This is a genomic window from Gluconacetobacter sacchari (assembly GCF_014174255.1).
Lineage (GTDB): Bacteria > Pseudomonadota > Alphaproteobacteria > Acetobacterales > Acetobacteraceae > Gluconacetobacter > Gluconacetobacter sacchari.
The window spans coordinates 1-3,774 of sequence record NZ_JABEQJ010000072.1 but is presented as its reverse complement, the minus strand read 5'-3'; the positions used below and the strand labels follow the sequence as shown (position 1 = coordinate 3,774).

Genomic DNA, 3,774 nt, shown 5'->3' with positions numbered 1-3,774 from the left:
GCCCAGCATGCGGCCTCGCGCACGCGCACGGCGCCAGCGACATCGGGTTTGTAGAGTTCCCTGAAACCAGCGTAAGCATCTGCCTGGAGAATGCCGGAGAAGGTCGCCAGATGGGTCTGAGGATGGATCCCCTTGCGATCGGGAGAGAACCAGTAGGCGACCGCCGGCGGATCATCGCCGCCCCAGGAGCTGGGGTCGCGCAGATAGGTCCAGATCCGTCCTTCCTTGACGCCGCGCGGCTTGCCGGCCTGGCGCAGGCGAGGATCGAGAACCTGGATCGGGGTATCGTCGGCATGGAGGAGATCGGACGCTGTCACCTCCTGACGGATCAGCGTGGCCAGCGGACGGAGCACGGCGACCGCCTGACCGCACCAGTCGATCAGGGTCGAGCGGGGGATTTCGACACCCTGACGGGCAAAGATCTCGCTCTGCCGGTAGAGCGGCAAGCGAGTCGCGCGGGGGAATCCCACCCCCGCGCGCTCCCAGAACCGTACGTGAACCTCTCAGCTCATACGGCTCCCAGCGTCCGGCCGTTGCCATGCAAAAGCGGCCAATGAGCAAACAGACCCGGCGATGAACGGATCACGCGTGCGAGCCAATCCCGAGCGCCTTTCGGCCGTTGCCGTAGGCGCTTGAACTTGCGTCGTGCCCATCGAACAAGAAAAGCGTCGATCCGAAGCATCGTCGGATACAGCGCTGACTTGTAGAAGTGGCTGTAATAATTGATCCAACCCCGGATATACGGATTGAACATCCGAGCCAGATCATCGAGCGACTTGTCGCTCCGGGTCTGGAGTGTCCATCGCCGGATCGCCTGTCGAATTGCCTTCAGCGCCGTTGGGCTGGCCGCCGGGAGGTAGGACACCCCAAACAGCCCGCCCCTCCATTTCGCCAGTCTTGGCCTGAAACTATAGCCAAGGAAGTCGAATTGGATAACTTCGTGATCGCGCTTCCGGTTGGTGTCCTTGCAGTAGACCAGCTTGGTCTTCTCTGGGTGGAGCATCAAACCGCATCCGCGAAACCGAATGTCCAGCGCCTGACGTAACGCCAGGGCTTCGCGCTCGGTATGGCAGTGGCAGACAATGTCGTCCGCATACCGTTCAAACGGTATGCCCGGCATAGTACGCCCAATCCATACGTCGAACGCATAATGCAGGAACAGATTGGCAAGCAGTGGACTGATTACCCCGCCTTGCGGCGTGCCCTGCTCCCGCTGCACAAGATCACCGTCTCCCGTCATCACCGGCACCTTCAACCAGCGCTCGACATAGAGCAACACCCACGGACACTTCGTGTGCTTTCGCACGGCCCGGAGCAACAGTTCATGATCAATGCTGTCGAAGAAACCCTTGATGTCGATGTCTACGACCCAGTCAAACCGCCAGCATCGCTGGCGGGCAACCCGGACCGCGTCGATCGCGGAGCGCCGGGGACGATATCCATATGAATCTCCATGGAACACAGGTTCCAGCAGAGGTTCAAGATATCGGCGGACAACCTCTTGCGCCACACGATCCGCAACCGTGGGAATGCCCAGCGGCCGCGTTCCGCCTGATGCCTTTGGGATGTCCACCCGACGCACGGGTGGCGGCATATAACTGCCCGAGGACATCCGGTTCCAGAGCTTGTAGAGGTTGTCGCCGAGGCGTCCCTCGAAGTTCTGGATCGTCTGTCCATCTATTCCAGCCGCTCCCTGATTGGCCTTCACTCGTTTGAAGGCCTCCCAGATCTCCCGCTTTGGGATGTCGAACGGCTTTGCCCCAGTCATGCGGCTCCTCCCGTCACCGGTTGACCGCCCGCCAGAGCTGAACACCACAATCCCTTCGGTCCAGCGTCATTACAACGCCTTCAATCCTACTACGGATTGTTCTGCCCCTGTGCCCCGCTTCGGTACTCAGGGCCTCGCGGGGATCACCCGCTCGACCTGCTTCCTTGGCATCGGGGCGACAGGTTCCCACGTTACCATGTAAGAGCCTGACCCAGGTTCACGCCGCCTTCGAGCCGGATGCCGCTTGAGCCGGGCTTCAGGACTCCGCTCAAGCTTATCCCGGGGCGACCACCACCCCCGGTTCTGACATCATCCATTCGATTTCGACTTTTCATCGACGGTTCGCTTTCGCTCGTCTCCCTGGGCCTTACCTGACGGGATCGAGTCCCGCCTTTTCCGCGACGCTCACCACCATCGCTCTTTACGACAGCAGCTCGCGGTGGTTTGGATTCCGCTCCTGATCGCGGAATCCGAGGGGCCTGCCCTCATCTCTCACATAGCTCCACACCTCCATCGCTTTTGGTGTGTTCGTTGCACACGGTGATCGTCGAATTTCGAGACCAGGATGTGGGCCAGCAGGCCGGGACCGGCCATGCCGCGCGGCACGGGGCGGGAGGGTGCGGCGGGCTGGACCATCGTCTCGCACTGGCGGCAGGATTTCTTCAGCCGCGCGGTTTCGACGACTTTCAGCTTTGCGGCGATAAACTCGAGGATCTCGGCGACATCCTCGCCGACATCCTCGCCGACAAGACGCAGGGGACCGCCACAGGCGGGACAACTCTCGCCGGGATCGAGGACGATGCGCTCGCGCGGTGTCGTCTCCGACACGCGTGGCTTGCTACGTTGCCGCCGGGCAGAGGGGGCGGCTTCGCCGCCAGCCTGTTCGTCTGCTTCGGGTGCGGTGTCCGCTGCCGCGATGGCGATTTCCACGTCTTCGAGGAGCAGTTCGAGTTGCTCGATCTCGCGCTCGATCTTCTCCGAACTCGCACCGAATTTCTGCTTCTGGAGGCGGGCGATGCGGATTCTCAGCGACTGGACAAGGGCGTCGTAGGCGCGTTCCGATGCTGACAGCCGGGTGATCTCGACCTGCTGAGCCATGATGATGGCCTTGAGGGCATCCAGATCGTCTGGGAGGGGTGTGGACGCGACCGCCATGGCAAAAGAATAGCGGAAAACAGAAGAAAAACAAAGAATTCCACGCGCGCGGCCCCAGAAAAGTCAGGCCACGCGCGAGGGCGGTGCCGACCATGCCGGCCGTCTCCAGTCCATGCCCTCCCACAGCATCGCCATCTGTGCCGATGTCAGCCGCGCCACACCCTCGGCCGGCGACGGCCATGGAAAACGTCCGGTCTCAAGAACCTTATAATACAGGCAGAACCCCTGGCCATCCCAGGCCAGGAGCTTGATCCTGTCGCCGCGGCGACCGCGAAAGGCAAAGAGCGCGCCCGAGGTGGGGTTCTGCCGCAGGACGTCCTGCGCCAGGGCCGCCAGTCCCGAGATCCCCTTGCGCATGTCGGTCACGCCACACGCCAGATAGACGCGAACGCCGTTGCCCAGGCCGATCATGCCGTCTCCGCAATCCGGATGATCCGCGCCAGCGCAGCCTCGGCGGGGTTGCCAGCAATACGGATCATCCGCCCGTTGCGCAGCACAATCTCGACCTGATCCGTGCCGGGCGCCGCATTCTCATCATCGGTATGCTCGACCGGAAGAAAACGAACGCCCGGATCAACGACAGGCAGGCGCCGACGGAAGCAAGACCGCCATTGGTAAAGATGCTGCCGTGCGAGATCGTGCCGCCGGGCCACATCCGAGACACTGGCCCCCTCGACACCGACTTCCGCCAGGATCCGCAGTTTCTGCTCTTCCGTCCAGCGACGGCGCCGCTCAACGCCAACCAGAATCTCAGGCCGCATCGTCACATCCTCAAGTGACGTCATTATTGACGTCCATAATGACGTCAACTTACCACCCGCACCCAACGCTCATAAGGCGGTCTCGAGCGG

3 protein-coding genes and 2 pseudogenes are annotated in these 3,774 nt (G+C 62.1%); all 5 read right to left on the bottom strand.

Annotation, left to right across the window (positions count from 1 at the left end; genetic code table 11):
* Positions 1-446 (bottom strand): annotated as a pseudogene (locus tag HLH48_RS22560) (IS66 family transposase); the annotation flags it as partial.
* 62 nt (positions 447-508) lie between these two features.
* Complete coding sequence (gene ltrA / locus HLH48_RS22555) at positions 509-1,768, bottom strand: group II intron reverse transcriptase/maturase (protein WP_182999688.1); 1,260 nt, start codon at positions 1,766-1,768, stop codon at positions 509-511.
* Between the two features lie 498 nt (positions 1,769-2,266).
* Positions 2,267-2,923: pseudogene (locus HLH48_RS22550) on the bottom strand (IS66 family transposase); the annotation flags it as partial.
* A 63-nt stretch (positions 2,924-2,986) separates the two neighbouring features.
* Complete coding sequence (tnpB, locus tag HLH48_RS22545; RefSeq protein ID WP_182999687.1) at positions 2,987-3,334, bottom strand: IS66 family insertion sequence element accessory protein TnpB; 348 nt, start codon at positions 3,332-3,334, stop codon at positions 2,987-2,989.
* Entirely contained in the window at positions 3,331-3,684 is a 354-nt protein-coding gene (tnpA, locus tag HLH48_RS22540; protein WP_182999689.1) for an IS66-like element accessory protein TnpA, read from the bottom strand. Before tnpA ends, tnpB begins: the two co-directional genes overlap by 4 nt.
* Positions 3,685-3,774 lie beyond the last annotated feature (90 nt).